The 20,837-nt window shown below is 67.2% G+C and carries 21 protein-coding genes; 15 read left to right on the top strand and 6 right to left on the bottom strand.

Annotation, left to right across the window (positions count from 1 at the left end; all coding sequences use genetic code 11):
* Nucleotides 1-16: 16 nt before the first annotated feature.
* Nucleotides 17-1,309, top strand: coding sequence for a nucleotide sugar dehydrogenase (locus JOY29_RS00570; protein WP_300974258.1), 1,293 nt, complete (start codon nt 17-19; stop codon nt 1,307-1,309).
* A 31-nt stretch (nt 1,310-1,340) separates the two neighbouring features.
* Nucleotides 1,341-2,627 (top strand): sugar transferase, encoded by a 1,287-nt coding sequence (locus tag JOY29_RS00565; protein ID WP_300974257.1) that lies wholly within the window; start codon nt 1,341-1,343, stop codon nt 2,625-2,627.
* A 33-nt stretch (nt 2,628-2,660) separates the two neighbouring features.
* On the opposite strand, the gene JOY29_RS00560 is transcribed toward JOY29_RS00565, so the two are convergent.
* Nucleotides 2,661-4,025 (bottom strand): alpha-amylase family glycosyl hydrolase, encoded by a 1,365-nt coding sequence (locus JOY29_RS00560; RefSeq protein ID WP_300974256.1) that lies wholly within the window; start codon nt 4,023-4,025, stop codon nt 2,661-2,663.
* A 101-nt stretch (nt 4,026-4,126) separates the two neighbouring features.
* On the opposite strand from JOY29_RS00560, the gene JOY29_RS00555 reads away from it, so the two are divergent.
* From JOY29_RS00555 to trmFO, 4 genes are all read left to right on the top strand, one after another.
* On the top strand, nt 4,127-4,681 hold the full coding sequence (locus JOY29_RS00555) for a MarR family transcriptional regulator (protein ID WP_300975561.1): 555 nt from the start codon (nt 4,127-4,129) through the stop codon (nt 4,679-4,681).
* A gap of 79 nt (nt 4,682-4,760) precedes the next feature.
* Nucleotides 4,761-5,129: a hypothetical protein gene (locus JOY29_RS00550; protein ID WP_300974255.1), complete on the top strand. Its 369-nt coding sequence runs from the start codon at nt 4,761-4,763 to the stop codon at nt 5,127-5,129.
* Between the two features lie 121 nt (nt 5,130-5,250).
* Complete coding sequence (locus tag JOY29_RS00545) at nt 5,251-5,619, top strand: hypothetical protein (RefSeq protein ID WP_300974254.1); 369 nt, start codon at nt 5,251-5,253, stop codon at nt 5,617-5,619.
* Nucleotides 5,616-6,956: a methylenetetrahydrofolate--tRNA-(uracil(54)-C(5))-methyltransferase (FADH(2)-oxidizing) TrmFO gene (gene trmFO / locus JOY29_RS00540; protein WP_300974253.1), complete on the top strand. Its 1,341-nt coding sequence runs from the start codon at nt 5,616-5,618 to the stop codon at nt 6,954-6,956. The genes JOY29_RS00545 and trmFO overlap by 4 nt, the downstream gene beginning before the upstream one ends.
* Before the next feature lie 4 nt (nt 6,957-6,960).
* Here trmFO and JOY29_RS00535 read toward each other — a convergent pair whose 3' ends face one another.
* The 4 genes from JOY29_RS00535 to recR all read right to left on the bottom strand — a co-directional run bounded on the left by JOY29_RS00535 (nt 6,961) and on the right by recR (nt 9,135).
* Nucleotides 6,961-7,371, bottom strand: a complete 411-nt coding sequence (locus JOY29_RS00535; protein ID WP_300974252.1) for a BLUF domain-containing protein — start codon at nt 7,369-7,371, stop codon at nt 6,961-6,963.
* Between the two features lie 69 nt (nt 7,372-7,440).
* Nucleotides 7,441-7,887 carry an EF-hand domain-containing protein gene (locus tag JOY29_RS00530; protein ID WP_300974251.1) on the bottom strand — a complete coding sequence of 149 codons (447 nt, stop codon included), beginning with the start codon at nt 7,885-7,887 and terminating at the stop codon, nt 7,441-7,443.
* A 61-nt stretch (nt 7,888-7,948) separates the two neighbouring features.
* Nucleotides 7,949-8,530: a hypothetical protein gene (locus JOY29_RS00525; RefSeq protein WP_300974250.1), complete on the bottom strand. Its 582-nt coding sequence runs from the start codon at nt 8,528-8,530 to the stop codon at nt 7,949-7,951.
* An 8-nt stretch (nt 8,531-8,538) separates the two neighbouring features.
* Complete coding sequence (gene recR / locus JOY29_RS00520; protein ID WP_300974249.1) at nt 8,539-9,135, bottom strand: recombination mediator RecR; 597 nt, start codon at nt 9,133-9,135, stop codon at nt 8,539-8,541.
* 49 nt (nt 9,136-9,184) lie between these two features.
* Here recR and fmt point away from each other — a divergent pair, with 49 nt between their 5' ends.
* The 9 genes from fmt (at nt 9,185) to JOY29_RS00475 (ending at nt 19,886) form a co-directional block, all read left to right on the top strand.
* Nucleotides 9,185-10,087, top strand: a complete 903-nt coding sequence (fmt, locus tag JOY29_RS00515) for a methionyl-tRNA formyltransferase (RefSeq protein WP_300974248.1) — start codon at nt 9,185-9,187, stop codon at nt 10,085-10,087.
* Complete coding sequence (truA, locus tag JOY29_RS00510) at nt 10,084-10,836, top strand: tRNA pseudouridine(38-40) synthase TruA (protein ID WP_300974247.1); 753 nt, start codon at nt 10,084-10,086, stop codon at nt 10,834-10,836. The genes fmt and truA overlap by 4 nt, the downstream gene beginning before the upstream one ends.
* Before the next feature lie 2 nt (nt 10,837-10,838).
* Nucleotides 10,839-12,122: an MFS transporter gene (locus tag JOY29_RS00505; RefSeq protein WP_300974246.1), complete on the top strand. Its 1,284-nt coding sequence runs from the start codon at nt 10,839-10,841 to the stop codon at nt 12,120-12,122.
* A complete protein-coding gene (gene cysK, locus JOY29_RS00500; protein WP_300974245.1) occupies nt 12,119-13,051 on the top strand; it encodes a cysteine synthase A in 933 nt (310 codons plus the stop codon). Before JOY29_RS00505 ends, cysK begins: the two co-directional genes overlap by 4 nt.
* 88 nt (nt 13,052-13,139) lie before the next feature.
* Nucleotides 13,140-15,815, top strand: a complete 2,676-nt coding sequence (locus JOY29_RS00495) for an EAL domain-containing protein (RefSeq protein WP_300974243.1) — start codon at nt 13,140-13,142, stop codon at nt 15,813-15,815.
* 71 nt (nt 15,816-15,886) lie between these two features.
* A complete protein-coding gene (locus JOY29_RS00490) occupies nt 15,887-16,297 on the top strand; it encodes a hypothetical protein (RefSeq protein ID WP_300974242.1) in 411 nt (136 codons plus the stop codon).
* Nucleotides 16,298-16,414: 117 nt separating this feature from the next.
* The gene (locus JOY29_RS00485) at nt 16,415-17,623 is read left to right on the top strand and encodes a hydrolase (RefSeq protein ID WP_300974241.1); all 1,209 of its coding nucleotides are present in this window, start codon (nt 16,415-16,417) and stop codon (nt 17,621-17,623) included.
* The gene (locus JOY29_RS00480) at nt 17,620-18,639 is read left to right on the top strand and encodes an arginine N-succinyltransferase (protein WP_300974240.1); all 1,020 of its coding nucleotides are present in this window, start codon (nt 17,620-17,622) and stop codon (nt 18,637-18,639) included. The genes JOY29_RS00485 and JOY29_RS00480 overlap by 4 nt, the downstream gene beginning before the upstream one ends.
* Nucleotides 18,636-19,886 carry an N-succinylarginine dihydrolase gene (locus tag JOY29_RS00475; protein WP_300974239.1) on the top strand — a complete coding sequence of 417 codons (1,251 nt, stop codon included), beginning with the start codon at nt 18,636-18,638 and terminating at the stop codon, nt 19,884-19,886. Before JOY29_RS00480 ends, JOY29_RS00475 begins: the two co-directional genes overlap by 4 nt.
* Here JOY29_RS00475 and dapA read toward each other — a convergent pair.
* Complete coding sequence (gene dapA, locus JOY29_RS00470) at nt 19,883-20,758, bottom strand: 4-hydroxy-tetrahydrodipicolinate synthase (protein WP_300974238.1); 876 nt, start codon at nt 20,756-20,758, stop codon at nt 19,883-19,885. The genes JOY29_RS00475 and dapA overlap by 4 nt on opposite strands.
* Between the last annotated feature and the right edge of the window lie 79 nt (nt 20,759-20,837).

The raw sequence follows: 20,837 nt of genomic DNA, 5'->3' as shown, positions 1-20,837 counted from the left end.
GAGCACTCCGTCAAGAGTGAAGCGGAACGGGGTAGACGTGCAGGAACAGAAGATCGTGGTCGTTGGGCTGGGCTATGTGGGACTGCCGCTGGCGGTCGCGCTGGCCGAGCATGGGCCGGTCATCGGCTTCGACATCGACGCCCAGCGGATCGCGGAACTGCGCGACGGGCACGACCGGACGCGTGAGCTGTCCGGGGATCGGCTTGGGGCGTCGTCGCTGGTACTGACCGACGATCCTTCGGCTGTGCGCGGGGCGGACGTCTATGTCGTGACCGTGCCGACCCCGGTCGACGCGTCCAACCAGCCGGACCTCTCCCCGCTCCTTTCGGCCACCCGCAGCGTCGCCGGAATGATCGATCCGGCGCGGCCGGCGGTCGTGGTCTACGAGAGCACCGTCTATCCCGGCGTGACCGAGGACATCTGCGGGCCGGAGCTGGAGCGCGTGTCGGGCCTCAGGCGCGGCACGCACTTCAGGCTCGGCTACAGCCCCGAGCGGATCAATCCGGGCGACCGCGAGCATACGGTCGACAAGATCACCAAGGTGGTGGCGGGCGAGGATGAAGCGACCAGCGCCCTGCTTGCCGACCTCTACGGCCGGATGAATGACGGCCGCATCTTCCGCGCAGCGTCGATCAAGGCGGCCGAAGCGGCCAAGGTGATCGAGAATGCGCAGCGTGACATCAACATCGCCTTCATCAACGAGATCACGCAGATCTTCGCCAAGCTCGACCTCAGCATCTGGGACGTGCTGGCGGCGGCGCGGACCAAGTGGAACTTCCTGCCGTTCGAGCCGGGCCTTGTCGGCGGCCATTGCATCGGCGTCGACCCTTATTACCTCGCCCACCGTGCCCGCGAGCTGGGGCATGAGCCGAATGTCATCCTGGCGGGCCGGCAGATCAACGACGGCATGGGCGCCTGGGTCGCCGACCGACTTCACGAGAAGATGGGGAACCGCGCCGGGCGGGTTCTGGTGCTCGGCCTGACCTTCAAGGAGAATGTGCCAGACCTGCGCAACAGCCGGGTGATCGACGTCGTCCGGCGGCTGCAGTGGCTGGGTCACGAGGTCGGGGTCGCCGACCCGCTCGCCGACCCGGCCGAGGCGGAGCACGAATATGGGCTGACCCTGGTCGATCCGGCCACGCTCGGCGAAAAGGTGGACCTCGTCGTCGGCGCGGTTGCGCATGACGATTATCGCGGCTGGACCGAGGAGCAACTGCTCGCACTGGTCCGGGACAATGGGCAGGTAGCGGACCTCAAGCGGCTGTGGGGCTGGGCAAGCGGGTCGACAGCGAAGGTCTGGAGCCTGTAAGTACCGGGTCGGCGCGTAAGGCCGGGGGTCCATGTTCCAATCATCACCCATTTCCCACGTCCGCAGGACGAACTGGCTCGGCCGCAGGCGTGTGCAGCTGCTCGGCGCCATGCTGGTTGCGGCGGTGGTTCCGCTCGCCTGGCGACTGTTCTTCACGCCTGAAGCGCTGTGGGTGTCGACCTTCAACGCCTTCTGGGCGAACGTGGTCGCAGTGGTGGTGGCCTTCTGGCTCCGCCTCAGCGTCGAGCCTTATCCAGGCATCCGGTCGAGCCTGGTCATCCTGCCGACCTGCGCGGTCGCCCACGGCCTGGTCCTGGCCTTCTTCTTCTTCACCCGCCTGCCCTATGATCGAAGCGCCTTCATCGCGGGCTTCGTCCTGCACGTGGCCTGGTTCTACCTCGTCTATTTCCTAGTCCAGCGACGGACGATCCTGCAGATCGGCGTGGTGCCGCTCGGCGACTGGCAGAAGCTCGAGACGCTGGAAATGATCAACTGGATCCGGCTGGACGGTCCATCGATCGAACTTGCCCGCCGCTGCGACGCGATCGTCGCGGACTTCTCGGCCGACCTATCACCCGAATGGGAGGGCTTTCTCGCGGACGCCGCGCTGACCGGGCTGATCGTCTACCAGGTGAAGCCGCTGGCGGAATCGCTGACCGGCCGGGTCGAGATCGACCATCTTTCGGAAAACAGCTTCGGCTCACTGGTGCCGGCGCGCGGCTATTTTCACCTCAAGACGGTGATCGATTTTTTCGTGGCGCTGGCGGCGCTGCCGGTGTTGCTGCCGGTGATGCTGGGTGCGGCAATCGCCATCCTGCTCGACGATGGCGGCCCCGTCTTCTTCCGGCAGCGCCGGATCGGCCATCGCGGCACGCCCTTCCATGTCCTCAAGTTCCGCACGATGCGGGTCGATCCCGGGCTCAGCACGGGTGACGCGCGGCAGGCCGCCATGACCGGCGACCTCGATCCGCGCATCACTCGGGTGGGCGCCTTCCTGCGCAAGAGCCGCATCGACGAGCTGCCGCAGGCGTGGAACATCCTGAAGGGCGAAATGAGCTGGATCGGGCCGCGGCCGGAGGCGGAAGTGCTCAGTCTCTGGTATGTCGGGGAGATCCCCTTCTATCGCTACCGTCACGTGGTGAAGCCCGGCATCACCGGCTGGGCGCAGACCAACCAGGGCCATGTCGCCGAGGTCGAGCAGATCCACCACAAGCTGCAGTACGACTTCTATTACATCAAGTATTTCTCGCCGTTCCTCGACCTGCTGATCGTGTTCAAGACGCTGAAGACGATGCTGACGGGGTTCGGGGCGCGATAAGGCCGAACGCTCTCTTTTGAGGGGAGCGAACGGTCAATCCACCGTCAGCAGCCGGTAGCTCCAGGGCGCGAGGGTCATGGCGGTCGCGGCGTCGACCCTGACCGCCTGACCGCTGTCGAAGTCGCGGTAGCTGCCGTCGGCGAGGCGTTCGGTGAATCTCACCGTCTGCGCTTCGGCGGAGAAATTGAAGATGCCGAACACGCGGGCCCTGCCGGCCTGGCGGTGGAAGGAAAAGACCTTCTGCGGCTTGTCGTTCACCACGCCGACCATGCGCCCGCCCCAGGGCGCGTTCCACATCGCCCGGTTGCGGGTCTTGAGCGCGGCGAGCCTGGTGAACAATGCGCGGTTCGGATGCTCGCGCCAGGCGATTGGGTCCTTCTCGAAGAACTCAAGGCGCTTCGGATTGCCGGCTTCCTCGCCATTGTAGATGAGCGGGATGCCCTCGCCCGCGAAGGCGAGCACATGGACGTTCCGGAGAGCCGGGCCGAAGGTCTCCGTGCCGGTGCCGTGCCAGGCGTTCTGGTCGTGGTTCTCGGCATAGACCATGCGCATGGCGCCCTTCGGCCATGCGCTCTCATTCTCACTGAAGTAACCGAACAAGGCGGTGGCGTCGGCCTTGCCCTTGGCGATGTCGGCGAGCGCATTGTACCAGCCCCAGCCGTAGGTGGCGTCGAAGGCGCGGTAGTGGAGATCGCGCATCTGCGCCTCGCCAAGCATGAAAACCGGCTTGATCCTGTCGGCTTCGGACCGGACCTTCTCCCAGAAGTCGAGGGGCACGTAGGCAGCGACGTCGGCGCGGAAACCGTCGATGTCGGCCTCACGCACCCAGTAGAGCATCGATTCCGCCATATACTGGCGAAGCGGCTCCTTGCTGAAGTCGAAGTCGATGATGTCCGACCAGTCCCACCACGGCGTCGGGCGGAAGTTGCCCTTCCAGTCGCGGTCGTACCAGTCGGGGTGCTGCGTCACGAGGTCATTGTCCCAGGCGCTATGATTGGCGACCCAGTCGATGATCACTTTCATGCCCTGACCGTGGGCAGCGCGGACGAAGCTCTTGAAGTCGGCGAGCGTGCCGAATTCCGGATTGACCGCGCGATAGTCGCGCACGCTGTAGGGCGAGCCGAGCGTCCCCTTGCGGTTCTTCTCGCCGATCGGGTGGATGGGCATGATCCAGAGGATGTCGACGCCCATCGCCTTGAGGCGCGGAAGCTGCTGCTCGGCCGCCTTGAACGTCCCTTGCGGCGTGAACTGGCGGGTGTTGATCTGGTAGATGACCGCATCTTTCGACCAGTCGGGATGCTTCACGCCGCTCATGTCCCTCGGTGCGTATGGGCCGGCGAGCGCGGTTGAAGGGAAGGCGGCGGTCGCCAGGGCGGCGGCAAGGAACAGACGCTTCATGAGTGCAAGTGAAGCATGGTGGCGGCGGGGTGGCCAGCCATTGCACACGTATTCACGGCGACTTGTCTTCGGATATTTCTGTTGATACAGAAATGTCTGTCATGAGAATCGTCGATCATCCGGACGCCAAGGCCTTCATCCTCCACTGGGGGGAGATGGGAACGCAATGGGGAGTGAACCGGTCGGTCGCGCAGCTTCACGCGCTGCTCTATTTGTCGGACCGGCCGCTCCATGCGGAGGAGATCGTCGACCAGCTTGGCCTCGCCCGTTCCAACGTGTCGACCGGTGTCCGCGAACTGCAGGGCTATGGTATCGTTCGGAGGGTGCATGTCGAGGGTGATCGCCGCGACCATTTCGTCGCCGAGACCGACCTGTGGGACATGCTGATGAAGATCGCCGCCGAGCGGAAGCGGCGCGAGATCGACCCGACGCTCCGCCTGCTCGAGGAACTGGCCGGCCGGCTCAAGGATGATCCCACCTCTCCGGCTCAAGTGCGTGAGCGGGTGACCCGCATGCACGAGTTCATCGGCACGCTCGGCAACTGGTACGAGCAGGTCCGCAAGCTTCCCAAGCCGACGCTGATCACCCTGATGAAGCTCGGCGCCAAGGTCGCCCGCTTCATTCCGGGCGGCGGGAAGGAGCCGCCGCAAGGCTGAGCTTGGCCAACCCATTGCAGGTTCGCTTACCAATTGATTTCGGTTCTTACAGAAACGTTGGAAGAGAAGGAAACAGATCATGGTCGAGATTGCCTACATCCTCTACCTCGCGATCAGTCTTGGGATCACCGTCTGGGTCGCACGCACCCTGTCGAAGAACGGCAAGGTGTTCCTGGTCCAATGCTTCGGCCACAATGAGGAGCTGGCCAATTCGACCAACCACCTGCTGGTGGTCGGCTTCTATCTGGTGAACATCGGCTTCATCACCCTGACGCTGAGCCTCGGCAGCGAGCCGACCAGCTGGCCGGAGATGATCCGCTTCCTGTCGAGCAAGGTCGGCCTCGCCGTCCTCGTCCTTGGCGGCATGCACTTCTTCAACATGAGCGCGATCGCCCGGTTCGGCCGGAAGGTGAACCAGTGGCTGGGCATCGAGGCGGTACCCGCCTGAACCCTGCCGACCGCGGGTGGGTGGTAGGGATCACCCGCCCGCCCCGGACATCGAGGAGACGGACGCGATGTATCCTCACGCCCGATCGATGTTTCTTGCCGCCCTCCTGGCGGGACCCGCAGTGCTTTTCTTCATCGGTGTCGCAGCCATGGTGGAGAGCATTCCCGACCCCATAAGGGCGGACGCGGACATCCTGCTCATGGTGCCTGTCTTCGTCGCGCTCGCCGCCTTGGTCGGCTTCTTGCCGGGACTTGCCGGAGTTGGCATCGGCACACTCATCCTGTCGGCGCTGTGCGAACGGCTGCCCGCGGCCAGGAGCTTGCTCGCCTGGATGGTCGCCGGAGCCCTGCTCGGCGGCGCGCTGCCGCTTTTGGCGGGAGCCCCACCGGCATTGCTGTTCGCCTTTTCCGCCGGTGGAGCGGTCAGCGCGCTCATCTGCCGCCTCGACCTTCGCAGTGGCACCAGAGACGGCTACAGGCCCTCGCCATGACTCACGACATTCACATCATCGGCGGCGGGCTCGCCGGGTCGGAAGCCGCGTGGCAACTCGCCGAAGCGGGGCTGAAGGTGCGCATTAGCGAGATGCGCGGCGGTGGGGACATGACCCCGGCGCACGAGAGCGACCGGCTGGCCGAGATGGTCTGCTCCAACAGCTTCCGCTCGGACGATGCGGAGAATAATTGCGTCGGGCTGCTGCACCAGGAAATGCGGCGGATGGGATCGCTGGTCATGCGTTGCGCCGACGCGACGCGGGTCCCGGCAGGATCGGCGCTGGCGGTAGACCGCGAGGGTTTCGCCGCGCGGGTGACCGAAGCGCTCGAGAGCCACCCCAACATCAGCATCGTGCGCGAGCGGGTGGATGCGCTGCCCGACCATCCGGCGATCATCGCGACCGGACCGCTGACCGGTTCGGCGCTGGCGGAGTCGATCGCCGCCGAGACCGGCAGGGACGCCCTTGCCTTCTTCGACGCCATCGCGCCGATCGTCCACGGCGACAGCATCGACATGGATGTCGCCTGGAAGGCTGCACGCTGGGGCAAGGGGGGCGACGATTACATAAACTGCCCGCTCAGCCGCGAGCAGTACGAAGCCTTCGTCGCCGCGCTGAATGCGGGCGAGAAGACCGAGTTCAAGGAGTGGGAGAAGGATACGCCTTACTTCGAGGGCTGCATGCCGATCGAGGTGATGGCGGAGCGTGGGCCGGAGACGCTCCGCTTCGGGCCGCTGAAAGGCGTCGGGCTCGACGATCCCAGGACCGGGCGGTGGCCCCATGCCTGCGTGCAGCTGCGGCAGGACAATGCGAGCGGCACCTTGTGGAACATGGTCGGCTTCCAGACCAAGCTCCGCCACGGGGCGCAGGTCGAAATCTTCCGCACCATTCCGGGGCTGGAGAAGGCCGAGTTCGCGCGGCTGGGCGGCATCCACCGCAACAGCTTCATCCGCAGTCCCGAGCTGCTCGACCGCTCGCTCCGGCTGAAGAGCCGGCCGAACATCCGCTTCGCCGGTCAGATCACCGGCTGCGAGGGCTATGTCGAGAGCGCAGCCATCGGCCTCATCGCGGCCCGGTTCGCCGCGGCCGAAGCACGCGGGGAGAGCCTTCCTGCGCCGCCGAACACGACGGCGCTCGGCGCCTTGCTCGGCCACATCACGGGCGACGCCAATCCCGAGACGTTTCAACCGATGAACGTCAATTTCGGGCTGATGCCGCCGCTTGCCGAGCGGTTCAGGAAGGCCGATCGCAAGAAGGCCTACACCGACCGCGCGCGCGACGCCTTCGGTGCGTGGCTGGCGGAGACGGGGCAAGCGGCGGAAGCGGTCGCCGCCTAAAGGCTCAGACCTCGACCGAGATGAGTTCGACCATTCCGGCAATCCGCTCGCGGATGGAGTCCGGAAGTCCAGCGGGAAGCGCTTGGAGCACGTCGTCATGGGCGTGGATAAGCTCGGAACGAACGCGGACGAGCTTCATCGACCAGTCCGGGAACAGCCGGTCGTTCGCCAGCTGCGTCTCGCGCACCTCGACAGCGCTGTGCCTCTGGTCGCGGCGCAGGCGCTCCATCAGCTCGTCGACCGTCTCCGGCGCGCCTTCGACCCACTGGAGGAAGTGCGTGCCGTTGAACAGCAGCAGCCCCGTCACACCATCGAGCGCGTTCAAGTCACGGGCGGTCTGCCCGATGTCGAACAACTGGTCGACACTGAGATCGAGCGCGGCGAGGCTGGTGTAGGCGAGACGCTTGTACTGCAAAGGGCGGCCTTTCCGGACCGGAAAAAAGGCCCGTAGCCGATAATACACAACAGCTAAGTCATTCGCAAATCAGCAGGAACACACCGCCTTGCGCTTGACTGGCGGGGGTGCGGTCGAGGCATATTCGGCCGGCGTCAGCCAGCCGGAGCGGTCGCCGTCGGCGCTGGCGAACTTGTCGACGGTCTTCGCCGCCCATTCCTCGAAGCTGAGCGCGCCGTTGCCGTCCTTGTCGAGCTTGGCGAACGCCTTCCGGCGCGGCTCGAACAGTTCGGCCGCGGTGATCCGCCCGTCATCGTCCCGATCGGCACGGGCGAAGCGCTTCTCCTCGCGGCTCTTGGGACTGGCAAGCGGCGGGGCTCGATAATCGGTCCTAGGGAGCGCTGCGGGAACCAGCGGCGCGGCCCTTGCGATGGGCGGCGCGGTCGCGGCCGGTTCGGCGGCCTTGCTGGTAAAGAAGAGAACGGCGCCCGACGATAGCAGAAGGGCAGCGACGGAGCCGGCAATAAGGCGGGTCATGACGACCTCCTGGTGTCATGCGATCCGGCTGCGGTAAGTGTCTGCCAGTTTATGTCCGCCGTCAACGCCCGGTCAGGCGATGGCGGATGAGGGTCCAGCTTCTTCCCGGCGTTGCTTCGGGCTCGGGCGGCCAGAAGCGGGCGGCGTCGCGGCGACCGAGAGCGTCGAGCAGGGTAATGGGCCGGGCCGGGCGCGGCGACGGCACGGGCGGGAGCTTCGCCAGCCAGGCCGGGTCGCCGGTGCGGCGCGCGAGGTCGGCGCGGGAGAAGGCCTCGCCGCCGCTCGCCTCATGGCCGAGCAGCCGGCCAAGCAAGGCGAAGAGCGCAGTCCCGCGCGGCGCCGGGTCGGCCTCTTCCGCGACTGCGGCCATCCAGCCCTCCGCGAGGGCGGCGCAGTCGGCACCGGCTAATCCCGCCGGCATCAGCTCGGACGCGACCTTGAGGAGCACCGGCTCGGGCGGCGGCGGCTGGGTATCGAGGACGGCAAGCTGGTCGCGCCACCAGGCGAGCTTGATCGCGGCAAGCGCCGGCTGGGCGGCGCCGAGCGCCACGTCGGCCAGCCGATCGTCGAGCCCGAAGAGCGCGTCGAAAGCGGGTCGGAGCGATTCCGGCCAGTGCAGGCGGACAAGGTCGCGGTCGCGCATGCCGCTCGTCAGGCGACCGGGCGCCGCGCCCGGAGCGCCTGCGCCAGCGTGCCTTCGTCGAGATAGTCGAGCTCACCGCCGACCGGCAGGCCATGGGCGAGCTGGGTCAGGCGAACCGGGAACTTCTCCAGCCGCTCGGCGAGATAATGGGCGGTGGTCTGGCCTTCGAGCGTCGCGTTCATCGCCAGCACCACCTCGTCGATCCCGCCGGCCGCGACTCGCCGAAGCAGGCCGTCGATGGCGAGATCCTCGGGCCGGACGCCTTCGAGCGCGCTCAGCCGGCCGCCGAGCACGTGGAATCGACCGGGGAAGAGGCGCGAGCGGTCGAGCGCCCACAGGTCTGAGACTTCCTCCACCACGCACAGGCTCTTCTCGTCTCGGCGCGGATCGGCGCAGATGGAGCAGGGATCGTGCGTGTCGACATTGCCGCAGGTCGAGCAGGTGGCGAGCTTCTCCGCCACCGTCTGCAGCGCGCCGAGCAGGGGCATGAGCGCGCCTTCACGCCGCTTCATCAGGTGAAGCACGGCGCGGCGGGCCGACCGGGGGCCGAGCCCGGGCAGCCGGGCCAGTGCGTTCGCCAGCGCTTCGATTTCCTGGGAGGCCATTCCCCAAGCAGATAGGAAAAGCGGGAGCTTTCCGCCATAGCGCAGCGCCATGCGGCTTATCTTCATGGGATCACCGGCTTTCGCGGTGCCGACGCTCGATGCCCTAGTCGAGGCCGGGCACGAGATAGCGGCGGTTTATTGCCAGCCACCCCGCCCCGCACAGAGAGGCAAGAAGCTGCAGCCGACCGCGGTCCAGCTGCGTGCGGAAGCGCTTGGGCTGGAGGTGCGTTCGCCCGAGCGGCTTCGGAGTGCGGAAGAGCAGGAGAGGTTCGCGGCGGTGAAGGCAGATGCGGCGGTGGTCGCGGCCTATGGGCTGCTACTGCCGCAGCCGATCCTTGATGCACCGGCGCGCGGCTGCCTCAACGTTCATGCAAGCCTGCTGCCCCGCTGGCGGGGCGCGGCACCCATCCACCGCGCCATCCTTGCCGGCGACGAGGAGACGGGGGTCACCATCATGCAGATGGAGGCCGGACTCGATACCGGCCCGATGCTGCGGGTCGGGCGGACGCCGGTCGGGACCAAGGATGTCGGTCGGCTGACCGCGGAGCTCGCCCATATGGGCGCCCGGCTGATGGTGGAGGAGCTGGCCTCCCCTTCCCCGCCGCGCGTTCAGCCGAAAGATGGCGTCACGCTGGCGCCGAAGATCGCCAAGGCCGAGGCGCGGATCGACTGGAGCCGCGCGGCGACGTGCACCGAGCGCCAGGTCCGCGCCTTCGCCCCGGCGCCGGGCGCCTGGTTCAAAGCGGGTGGCGAGCGGGTCAAGCTGCTCGAGGCCGAGCTGGTCCATGGTATTTCGGCACCGCCCGGCACGGTCATGGACGACGCGCTGACCATCGCGTGCGGAAGCGGCGGGCTGCGGCCGTCGCTGGTCCAGCGGGCCGGTGGCCGGGCGATGCCGACGGACGAGTTGCTGCGCGGTTTCGCCATTCCGGCCGGCACCATCCTCTCGTGACCCGCTGGAAGCTGATCCTCGAATGGGACGGCGCGCCGTTCATGGGCTGGCAGCGCCAGGACCATGGGCCATCGGTGCAGGGCGCGCTAGAGCAAGCGGCGCACAAGATGACCGGAGAGCAGGTCACCGCCCACGCCGCCGGCCGGACCGACGCGGGAGTCCATGCGCTGGCGATGCCGGTGCATGTCGAGCTCGCAAAGGAGCTCGCGCCCGTCCGGCTGATGGAAGGGCTGAACGCGCTGCTCCGCCCGGCGCCGGTCGCGGTGCTGTCGGCCGAGCCCGTGGCGGACGACTGGCATGCGCGTTTTTCTTGCCTCGGGCGGCGCTATCTCTACCGGATTGCCAATCGACGCGCACCGTTGACGCTGGACAAGGGCCGAGCATGGCGAATTGCCAAGCCGCTCGATCTGGCAGCGATGCAGGCTGCTGCCGTCCACCTCGTCGGCCGGCATGATTTCACCACCTTCCGCTCGGTCCATTGCCAGTCGGACAGTCCGGTGAAGACGCTCGACCGGCTGACGCTGGAGCGGGTCGGCGACGAGATCCACGTTCATGCCGCGGCGCGAAGCTTCCTCCATCACCAGGTGCGCTCGATGGTCGGCTGCCTCGGGCTCGTCGGTATGGGCCAGTGGTCGCCGGACGAGATGAAGCAGGCGCTCGACGCCAGGGACCGCGCCGCCCTCGGGCTCAATGCGCCGGCCGAGGGGCTTTACTTTGCCGGGGCAGTTTACGAGAGCCCGGACGCTTGAGCATGTCCCCAACCTCTCCGCTGCAGATCCGCGACTTCCGCCTCTATTGGTGCGCGCGCTTCTTCGCGGTGCTGGCGACCATGGGGATGGTCGTGATCATCGGCTACCAGGTCTACGACGTCGCGCGCGCCGATTACGGCATGAGCATCCGCGACGGCGCGCTGATGCTGGGACTGCTGGGCGCGGTGCAGTTCGTGCCGCTGGCCTTGCTCACCCCCGTCGCCGGCTGGACCGCGGACCGGTTTGAGCGGCGGACGGTGGCGCGGATCGCCAACGGCATTGACATGCTGGTCGCCCTCTGCCTCGGCCTTGCGACCTGGAACGAGGTGCTGAACCTGCCCCTGCTGTTCACCCTCGCCGCCATGCACGGTGTTGCGCGGGTGTTCGTCGGACCGAGCATGTCGGCGATCGCGCCCAACATCGTCCCGCCCGATCTGCTGCCCAAGGCAATCGCACTCTCGTCCATTGCGTGGCAGTCGGCGTCCGTCGCCGGGCCTGCGCTGGGCGGCTTCCTCTATGCTGTCGGCGCGCCCCTTCCCTATTGGGCAGCGGCCGTCCTCCTGGCCCTGGCGGCGCTGCTGCTCACCCCGATCCGGCGCATCGTGCCACCGCCGATGCAGGGGCATCCCCATCCCATCCGGCAGATGGTCGAAGGCCTGACCTTCGTCCGCCGCCGCCGCTTCCTGCTGGGCGCCATCACGCTCGATCTGTTCGCGGTGCTGCTGGGCGGCGCCACGGCAATGCTTCCGGTGTTCGCCCGCGACATCCTCCAGGTGGGGACGGAAGGGCTCGGTCTGATGCGCGGCGCGCCGGCGGTCGGGGCCGCGCTGGTCGCCGGCTGGTTTGCCTGGCAGCCGCTGAAGCATAATGTCGGGGTCAAGATGCTGTTGAGCGTCGCCGCCTTCGGCGCGCTGACGATCTTCTTCGGCCTGTCCACCTCCTTGCCGCTCAGCCTTCTCATCCTTGCGCTGCTCGGCGCGGCCGACATGCTGAGCGTCTACGTCCGCTCGAGCCTGGTTCAGCTGCACACGCCCGACATGATGCGCGGGCGGGTATCGGCGGTGAGCGGACTGGCCATCAGCGCCTCGAACGAGCTTGGCGAACTGCAGTCCGGCCTTGCCGCCGCGCTGCTCGGTCCGGTCGGCGCGGTGGTCGCCGGCGGCGCCGCAGCCATTGGTATTGCCGGGGCGTGGTCCTATCTGTTTCCCGAACTCAGGCGGGCGAAGACCTTCGACCCGCCGCCAGAAGTGCTCGCCCAAGCAGTCCAAGAGGAGAAACCTGCGTGAAGGCCGACAATATTCTCACCACCATCGGAAACACCCCGCACATCCGGATCAACCGGCTGTTCGGCTCGGCGGCCGAAGTGTGGATCAAGTCCGAACGGTCCAATCCGGCAGGTTCGATCAAGGATCGCATCGCGGTGTCGATGATCGAGGCGGCGGAGCGCGACGGCAAGCTCAAGCCCGGCGGCGTCATCGTCGAGCCGACCAGCGGCAACACCGGCGTGGGCCTGGCGATGGTCGCGGCGGTCAAGGGCTACAAGCTGATCCTCGTTATGCCGGAGAGCATGAGCATCGAGCGGCGGCGGCTGATGCTCGCCTTCGGCGCCACCTTCGATCTCACCCCGCGCGAGAAGGGCATGAAGGGCGCCATCGCGCGCGCCGAGGAGATCGTCGCCGAGACGCCCGGCGCCTGGATGCCGCAGCAGTTCGACAATCCGGCCAATATCGAGGTCCATCTCGCCACCACCGTGCCCGAGATCCTTGCCGACTTCGGTGACGACGATCGCGGCTTCGACGCGCTGGTCACTGGTGTCGGCACCGGCGGCCACATCACTGCCGTCGGCCGCGAGCTCAAGAAGCGCTGGCCGAACCTCAAGGTGTTCGCGGTCGAGCCGACGCTGTCGCCGGTCATTTCCGGCGGCCAGCCCGCGCCCCACCCGATCCAGGGCATCGGTGCCGGATTCATCCCGACCAACCTCGATACCGAGGTCCTGGATGGCGTGATCCAGGTCGCGCCGGAGGATGCCAAGGAAATGGCCCGTCGCGCCGCTCGCGAGGAAGGAATGCTGGTCGGCATCAGTTCGGGCGCGACCCTGTCGGCCGTCGCCCAGAAGCTGCCGGAGCTCGGCCCCAATCCGCGGGTGCTCGGGTTCAACTATGACACGGGCGAGCGCTACCTGTCGGTGCCGGACTTCCTTCCCGAACAGGGTTGATGGCAAGTTAAGCGCGCGGATGTGACAATCCGTTAACGCGTTTGCGCATAACTGGTCCTGCTCGGGGGGATCGAGCACAGGACCAGTCATGCGCCGCACCAGAGTGGACATCCAGCCAGCCGACGGTCGTCGGCCCGTCCGCGTATCCGTTCGCGAGGCGATGACGTTCGACGTCCTTCCGCCGGAAACGGACGACGACTTCACGCTGCAGAGCAAGCGCATCGCGATGTGGGCCTACGCGCCATGGCTGCTCGCGGCGACGCATTTCATCGTCGGCATCATCCTGCTGATGCGAGGCGGCGCCGAAGGCGGCCAGAACCTGCTTCTTGCGCTGCTGCCGGTAGCCATCGCCATCGCTCTCGACCTTGCTGCGGGAACCATGCTGTTGATGCGCCGGAAGCTCAGCATCAGCCCGGTCACGACCTCCCGCCTGGTCATGCTATGGTTCGCGGCGACCGGAGTCCTGTGGATGATGTTCGGCAGAGTCACCGATCCCGGGCTCATCGATTCAAGCTTCCTGCCCCTGGCGCTCGGCGCGGGGCTCGCTGTCAAGGCGATGCTCAGCATCGGTTCGCCGTCGGCGGCGATCATCAATGCCCTGCTCGCAACCATTGGCGTTCACCTCTTTTCCGACGATCCCTTGATCAAGTCGGCGATCCCGCTGCTCGGCATGGCCTGCGCCTTCTATTCGATCGTCATCACGCGCATGATGCTGGCAAGCTCGCGCCGCCGCCTTGCGCTGGACTGGCAGGCGAAGAAGGCGCTCAACTTCGTCGAGGAATTCGAGAATAGCGGTCGCGGCTGGTTCTGGGAGACCAATCCGGCCGGCACCCTTTCCTATGTCAGCCAGCAGCTTGCCGACGACTTCAAGACAACGCCCGATGCACTGCTCGGCCGCCAGTTCAACGACCTTCTGAGCGTCGACACGGGCAGCGGCGATGCACTGCGCGAGGAGCGCACCCTCGGCTTCCACCTGTCGGCCCGATTCCCCTTCTCGGACGTGGTGGTGCGCCCAGCGAGCGACCAGGACGTGCACTGGTCGCTGTCGGGCAATCCCATCTTCGACGACAACGGGCGCTTCCTCGGCTTCCGCGGCATCGGCACCGATCTTACCGAACAGCGCCGAAGCGAGCAGGAGATCAGCCGCCTTGCCCGCTTTGACTCGCTGACCGGATTGCCGAACCGCGCAATGATGCGCCAGACGCTCGACGAGGGGCTACGCAACGCCAAGCACCGGCAGAAGGGTTGCGCGCTTTTCCTGATCGACCTCGACCGGTTCAAGAACGTCAACGACACGCTCGGCCACCCGGCTGGTGACGCCTTGCTAAAGCAGGTGGCGCAGCGGCTGACGAGTGTGATGGGCGAGCATGGCCAGATCGGGCGGCTCGGTGGCGACGAGTTCAAGGCGGTGCTGCCCGGCACGGTCGACATCGGCCTGCTCGAGAGCCTCGCCAAGACGCTCATCGAACAGGTGTCGCGCCCTTACATGCTGGACGGGCACCGCGTGACCATCGGCGCGTCGGTCGGCATCGCGATTGGCGACCCTGGACGGTCCTGCGCGGATTCGATGATCCGCAATGCCGACCTTGCCCTTTACGCCGCCAAGGCGGACGGGCGCGGACGCCATCGCTTCTACGAGCATTCGATGCACTCGGAGGCCACCAACCGCCAGATGCTGGAGAACGACCTGCGCGGCGCCATCGAGCGCGACGAGCTGTGCGTCGTGTACCAGCCGATCGTCCGCGCCGCTGGCGAGGAACTGGCCGGCTTCGAGGCGCTGGTCCGCTGGAACCATCCGAAGCAGGGACCAATCTCACCGGCGAAGTTCATCCCGCTGGCCGAGGAATGCGGGCTGATCAATCCGATTGGCGAGTGGGTGCTGAACCAGGCCCTTGCCGCGGCCCGGGCGTGGCCGGAGAACATCCGCGTCGCGGTCAACCTTTCGCCGATTCAGTTCAATGATCCGAAGATCGTCGACGTAATTAGCGCCGCGCTCCAGGCAAGCATGGTCAAGCCGGCGCGCCTTGAGCTGGAGATCACCGAAGGCGTGTTCCTCGCCGACAGCGACGTCACCGACGTGACCTTCGCCCGCCTGAAGGAGCTCGGCGTCAGGCTTGCGCTCGACGATTTCGGTACCGGCTACTCCTCGCTCGGCTATCTGAAGAAAGCGCCGTTCGACAAGATCAAGATCGACCAGAGCTTCGTCCGCGGCGCGGCTTCCCGATCGAACCGCAACGCCGCCATCATCCGCGCCATCGTCACGCTCGCCGAGAGCCTCAACATGGACACGGTGGCCGAAGGCGTCGAGACACACGACGATCTCCAGCTGATGCGCGACCTCGGAGTCAGCCAGATCCAGGGCTACATCTTCGGCCGGCCGGCCGACTTCGAGACGTCGAGCAAGCTCGCGCGCGCAAGCGTCGTCGAGGCCGACGGACACCAATATGTCCGCGAGCCGCGCCAGCGGCTGATGCGGCGGGCGCTGATCGCCATCGACGGGAACATCGTCGAAGTGCGCCTGCGCAACATTTCGGCAATGGGCGCGCTCGTGGAGTGTGTCCAGCCGGTCACACCGGGCAACTCGATGACCATCGATATCGTCGGGGTCGGTCCGGTCACCGGTTCGATCCGCTGGGCCCAGCGCAACCGCTTCGGTGTCCGTTTCGACGAGCAGTTCGACCTCGGTCGCCTCGCCGCCCGGCCGCTGTCGGCCCCAGCGGTGCAGATGCTGAAGCCTTGGTACGTCGATCGAAAGACCGGCTGAGCGGGTCAAGGGACTTGGCAAGTGATCAGTTTTTCGCCATCTGCGGTTCGAACTCGGGAGTAATGCATCCAATGAACAGTTTCACGTCACGACTGTCGGCGATCGCCGGCGCCGCCACCATGATGGTGAGCGCGCCCGCTGCCGCTGCCGTGCAGGCGCGTACCGCCGCCTACAGCCCGTGGGCGGCCCTGTCCGCCTTCGCTTCGCCGGCCTCGAGCCAGGCCCTTTGCGGCGCTGCGGCTGCGACTGCGGCTGGCACGGCTGCGACGCAGAGCGCCAGCGGCTGTGTCCTTCCGGCCACTGATGCGGCGCCTGCGGCAGCGCCCGAGAGCGCTGCGCCGGCAGTGGTGGGTACGGCCGGAGCCAACAGCTTCAGCATCCTCCCGCTGCTGTTCGGCCTTGCCGTTCTGGGTGGCGCGGCGGCGCTGGCCTTCGGCAGCGACGAGGATGGCGGCGACGTCATTGCAATCAGCCCTGCCTGACCTCGGCTCAGCCTAAAGCGTTCCAGCCCTCATCGCCCCGGCCCCTGCGCCGGGGCTTTTTTTGTGAGTCTTGCGCCCCTCGCCTTCTCCGCGCCGCTTGGCTAAGGCGGCCTAGCCATGGGGGAAGTTTCGAGCGTCGAACGCGAACTGGTGGAGCGGGCGGCCGAGGCGTGCAGGCTCGATCAGGTGATCGCCTGGGCCGAGGTCAACAGTGGCTCGAACAATCTCCCTGGCCTTGCCACCATGGCCGGTCTGCTGGGCGATGCGCTGAGCGTGCTTCCCGGTGACGTGCGGCTGGTCGATCCGGCGCCAGTCACCGCAATGGATGGCTCCGGCCGCGAGATTGCGCTCCAGCGAGGTCAGCATCTCCATCTGGTCGTCCGGCCCGAAGCGCCGCGCCAGCTGCTGCTGACCGGGCACATGGACACCGTCTACGGCACCGATCATCCCTTCCAGTCGGTGCACTTGCTGGACGATGGCACGGTCAACGGCCCCGGGGTCGCCGACATGAAGGGCGGGATAGCGGTGATGATCGCCGCTTTGTCCGCGCTCGAGCGACACCCGGAGGCGAACACCACGGGCTATGAGGTGGTGATCAATTCCGACGAGGAAGTGGGCTCGGCCTCGTCCGCTGCCCTGCTCGCCGCCGCCGCCCGGGGCAAGCGGGCGGCGCTCACCTACGAGCCGTCGGCACTGCCCGACGGCACGCTGGCCGGAGCCCGGCCGGGATCGGGCAATTTCTCCTTCCGGATCCGTGGCCGCGCCGCCCACGCCGGGCGCAATCCGGAACAGGGCCGCAACGCCATCATCGCCGCCGCCGAGCTGGCGCTGGCGCTGGAAGCGCTCCGCCGCGACGGGCTCACGGTCAATGTCGCGAAGATCGACGGCGGATCGCCCAACAATGTCGTGCCGGATCTCGCCATTCTGCGCGTGAACCTGCGCCCGCGCGATCCTCCGCTCGAGCGGTTCGCGGCCGGCGAGATCGCCCGGCTGGTCGTCGCCGTCGCTGCCGCGCGAGAGGTCGAGATCCACGCCCATGGCGGCTTTGGCCGTCCGCCCAAGCCCCTCGACGCTGCCGCCGAGCGCCTGTTTGCGATGGTCGAGCAGGCCGCCGGCGATCTCGGCCAGAGGATCGGACGCAAGGCATCTGGGGGGGTGTGCGACGGCAACAATATCGCAGCCTGCGGCGTGCCCGTGGTGGACACCATGGGCGTGCGCGGCGGCGCCATCCACTCCGAGGAGGAATATCTGATCCCGCAATCCCTTGGCGAGCGCGCTGCCCTGTCGGCGCTGGTGCTCGCACGCCTGGCGAGCGAGGCCGAATGAGCTTCCGCATCCGCCCTGCCCGTCCAGACGATTTCGATGCCATCTACGAGATGGCCAAGCTTACCGGCGGTGGCTTCACCAATCTGCCCGCGGACAAGGGCACGCTGGTCGCGAAGCTCTCCAAGTCGGAGGCCGCCTTTGACAAGACCGAGGAGGTGCAGGGCAACGACTGCTTCATCTTCGTCCTCGAGGACCCTGCGGCCGGGATCATCCGCGGAACCTGCCAAGTGTTCGGGCAGGTCGGTTCGACCCAGGCCTTCTATTCTTACCACCTCTCCACCCTGACCCAGTGGAGCCCGGAACTCGGCAAGACCTTCCGCAACCAGATGCTGACGCTCACCACCGACCTCGAAGGGTCGAGCGAGGTCGGCGGTCTGTTCCTCCATCCGCAGCTTCGCGCGGGCGGCTGGGGCATGCTGCTGGCGCGCAGCCGCTATCTGTTCATCAAGGCGCACCGCCAGCGCTTTGGCGACCGACTGCTGGCCGAGCTTCGCGGTGTCATGGACGAGGCCGGCAATTCCCCCTTCTGGGACGCGCTCGCCGGCCGCTTCTTCGACATGAGCTTCCCCGAGGCTGACGGCTTCAATGCGGTCAACGGCACCCAGTTCATCGCCGACCTGATGCCGAAGACGCCCATCTACGTCTCGCTGCTGCCAGAGAGCGCGCGGGCGGTGATGGGCCATCCGCACCCCTCCGGGCGGGCGGCACTGCGCATGTTGCAGGAAGAAGGGCTGACCTTCGACCGCTACATCGACATCTTCGATGGCGGCCCGACGGTGACCGCGTCGACCGACAACGTCCGCACCATCCGCGAATCGGTTGAAGAGACGGTGGTCGAGATTGGCGGCGAGCCGGGCAAGACCAAGATGCTGCTCGCCACCGGGCGCCTGCGCAACTTCCGCGCCGCGCGCGCCGAAGTGCGAAAGGTCGGCCGCAAGGGGATTGCGATCAGCCGCGAGACCGCCGACCTCCTCGAGATCGGCGAGGACGCCAGGGTCTGGGCCGTCGCCCGATGAGCGCGCGGGAGATCAACTTCGACGGAATCGTCGGCCCAAGCCACAATTACGGCGGGCTCAGCCTCGGCAATCTCGCTTCGGCCCGCAACCTTGGACAGGTCAGCCACCCGCGTGCCGCCGCCCTGCAGGGGCTGGAGAAGATGCGGGCTAACATCCGCCTTGGCCTGGTGCAGGGCATCTTCCTTCCCCAGCCGCGGCCGGCGCGGGCATGGCTCACGGATCTCGGCACCAGCCCGGAGGAAGCGAGCCCCGCCCTCCTCGCCAACGCGATGAGCGCCAGCGCGATGTGGGCGGCCAATGCGGCGACCGTCAGCCCGGCCTTCGACACGGCCGACGGGCGCACCCACCTGACCGTCGCCAACCTCCGCACCATGGTCCATCGCAGCCACGAATGGGTGGCGACGCTGGCGCAGCTTCGCCTGGCCTTCGCCAACAACGTCTTCGCGGTGCACAGGCCGGTTCCCCCTACCTTCGGTGACGAGGGCGCGGCCAACCACATGCGACTGTGCGCGCGTCACGACCAGCCAGGCGTGGAAGTATTCGTCTATGGCGTGTCGGGCGGCCCCTACCCCGCCCGCCAGCATGTCGAGGCATGCCGGGCCATCGCCCGCCGCCACGGCCTCGATCCCGAGCGGACCCTGTTCGTCCAGCAGTCGGAGGAAGCGATCGCCGCCGGCGCCTTCCACAATGACGTGGTGGCGGTCGCCAACGAGCGGGTGCTGTTCGCCCACGAGCAGGCGTTCGCCGACAAGGACGCCTTCCTCGGCAGCCTGGGTGAGCGCTTTCCGGAGCTCGACTATGTCGAGGTGCCGGCGGCCGAGGTCAGCCTCGACGATGCGATCCGCTCCTATCTCTTCAATGCCCAGCTGGTGACGCCGCCCGATGGCCGTACCACGCTGATCGTGCCCGAGGAGGCGCGCGAGACTCCGTCGGTGTGGGGCTGGCTGCAGCGGCACCTCGCTGGCAATGGCGCGATCCGCGACGTGCGCGTGGTCGATGTGCGCCAGTCGATGGCCAATGGTGGCGGGCCCGCGTGCCTGCGGTTGCGGGTGGTTTGCGAGCCAGAGACGGTCGACCCGCGCTTCCTGGTCGAGGAGGGGAAACTCGACCGGCTGGCTGAGGTGATCGCCCGCTACTGGCCGGAGGAGATTGCGGTCGAGGCGCTGGGCTCGCCGGCCCTCATCCGCGACGTCGAGCAGGCCCGGACGGCGCTGCTGGGCGAATGTGGCCTTGGAGAGCTGGCCTAGGCCAGACCCGCCGCTTCCAGCGCCTCGTCGATCACCTTCCTCGCCGAGTCGCTCGGCGGAGTCAGCGGCAGGCGGAGCTCCTGCGGAAAGCCCTTGCGCACCCGGCCGAGCGCATATTTGGCGGGACCCGGCGAGGCATCGGCGAACATGGCGGTGTGGAGCAGGAACAACTGATCCTGAAGGCGGAGGGCTTCATCCCACTTGCCCGCGAGGGTCGCCGCCTGGAACTGCGCACACAGGCCCGGCGCGACGTTGGCGGTAACCGAGATGCAGCCGACCCCGCCCATGGCGTTGAAGCCGAGCGCCATGTCGTCGTTGCCGGAGAGCTGGCAGAAGTCGTTGCCGCAGGCGAGCCGCTGGGCAGTCACGCGGGCGAGATTGCCGGTCGCATCCTTGATGCCGACCACGGTGGGAAGCTTCGCCACTTCGGCTAATGTCTCGACCGAGATGTCCGCCACGGTGCGACCGGGCACGTTGTAGACGACGATCGGGAGGTCGCAGCCTTCGGCGAGCGCGCGGAAATGAGCGGCGATTCCGGCCTGGCTCGGCTTGTTGTAATAGGGCACGACGACCAAGGCTGCGTCGGCGCCGACGTCCTTGGCCACCTTCATCTTCCGGAGGCTCTCGGCGGTCGAATAGCTGCCGCAGCCGGCGATGACAGGCACCCGGCCGCGCGACGTCTCGACCGTCGCCCGCACGACCGCGGCATGCTCGTCGCTGCTGAGGGTCGCCACTTCGCCGGTCGTCCCGCACGGCACAAGGCCACTCGACCCTTCGGCGATCTGCCATTGGACGAGGTCGCGGAAGGCGGGGAGATCGACCTCGCCTGCGGTGAACGGTGTCACGAGAGCGGGGATCGACCCGGAAAACATCGGCGCTTCCTTTTTTTCGGCGGCGCCCTGCGGCTAGACTGTCAGCGAGCGCGTTCAGCGGCTGATAAGGACTTTGCGG

Origin of the sequence: Sphingomonas sp. LHG3406-1, from assembly GCF_029637485.1 — a bacterium.
Classification (GTDB): Bacteria; Pseudomonadota; Alphaproteobacteria; order Sphingomonadales; family Sphingomonadaceae; genus Sphingomicrobium.
The sequence above is the reverse complement of the archived record's forward strand: the minus strand, read 5'-3'. Positions and strand labels throughout refer to the sequence as shown.

Coding starts and splice junctions, on each gene's coding strand:
- JOY29_RS00565 (WP_300974257.1), top strand. CDS start 1,341: ATGTTCCAATCATCACCCATTTCCCACGTCCGCAGGACGAACTGGCTC.
- JOY29_RS00560 (WP_300974256.1), bottom strand. CDS start 4,025: ATGAAGCGTCTGTTCCTTGCCGCCGCCCTGGCGACCGCCGCCTTCCCT.
- JOY29_RS00555 (WP_300975561.1), top strand. CDS start 4,127: ATGAGAATCGTCGATCATCCGGACGCCAAGGCCTTCATCCTCCACTGG.
- JOY29_RS00550 (WP_300974255.1), top strand. CDS start 4,761: ATGGTCGAGATTGCCTACATCCTCTACCTCGCGATCAGTCTTGGGATC.
- trmFO (WP_300974253.1), top strand. CDS start 5,616: ATGACTCACGACATTCACATCATCGGCGGCGGGCTCGCCGGGTCGGAA.
- JOY29_RS00530 (WP_300974251.1), bottom strand. CDS start 7,887: ATGACCCGCCTTATTGCCGGCTCCGTCGCTGCCCTTCTGCTATCGTCG.
- JOY29_RS00525 (WP_300974250.1), bottom strand. CDS start 8,530: ATGCGCGACCGCGACCTTGTCCGCCTGCACTGGCCGGAATCGCTCCGA.
- recR (WP_300974249.1), bottom strand. CDS start 9,135: ATGGCCTCCCAGGAAATCGAAGCGCTGGCGAACGCACTGGCCCGGCTG.
- fmt (WP_300974248.1), top strand. CDS start 9,185: ATGCGGCTTATCTTCATGGGATCACCGGCTTTCGCGGTGCCGACGCTC.
- JOY29_RS00505 (WP_300974246.1), top strand. CDS start 10,839: ATGTCCCCAACCTCTCCGCTGCAGATCCGCGACTTCCGCCTCTATTGG.
- JOY29_RS00495 (WP_300974243.1), top strand. CDS start 13,140: ATGCGCCGCACCAGAGTGGACATCCAGCCAGCCGACGGTCGTCGGCCC.
- JOY29_RS00490 (WP_300974242.1), top strand. CDS start 15,887: ATGAACAGTTTCACGTCACGACTGTCGGCGATCGCCGGCGCCGCCACC.
- JOY29_RS00485 (WP_300974241.1), top strand. CDS start 16,415: ATGGGGGAAGTTTCGAGCGTCGAACGCGAACTGGTGGAGCGGGCGGCC.
- JOY29_RS00480 (WP_300974240.1), top strand. CDS start 17,620: ATGAGCTTCCGCATCCGCCCTGCCCGTCCAGACGATTTCGATGCCATC.
- JOY29_RS00475 (WP_300974239.1), top strand. CDS start 18,636: ATGAGCGCGCGGGAGATCAACTTCGACGGAATCGTCGGCCCAAGCCAC.
- dapA (WP_300974238.1), bottom strand. CDS start 20,758: ATGTTTTCCGGGTCGATCCCCGCTCTCGTGACACCGTTCACCGCAGGC.